At 53.9% G+C, this 245-nt stretch carries 1 protein-coding gene; it reads left to right on the top strand.

Annotated features, from left to right (window positions below):
- Window positions 1-2: 2 nt before the first annotated feature.
- Window positions 3-245 (top strand): DUF294 nucleotidyltransferase-like domain-containing protein (locus MXD62_RS40385; protein ID WP_368862356.1); only part of this gene is annotated, 243 nt, incomplete at its 3' end.

Below are 245 nucleotides of genomic sequence, written 5' to 3'. Positions count from 1 at the left end.
ACCTGATTCACGATCAAATCATTCGGAGAAGCATACAACTGTCCATCCGCCTTTTGCAATCGTTAGGCATGGGAAATCCTCCTGTGCCGTACGCCTTTCTGCAATTCGGCAGCGGTGGCCGGCAGGAGCAGGGACTGGTGACCGATCAGGATAATGGCCTTGTTTATTACCTTCCCTCCGGACTTTCCAGAGAGGAGCGGGAACAGGTCGATTCCTATTTCCACCTGCTGGTCGCCTCCATCGTG

The sequence above is a fragment of the Frankia sp. Mgl5 genome, assembly GCF_023242985.1.
GTDB classification, from domain to species: domain Bacteria; phylum Actinomycetota; class Actinomycetes; order Frankiales; family Frankiaceae; genus Parafrankia; species Parafrankia soli.
This window is presented reverse-complemented; position numbering and strand designations above follow the sequence as displayed.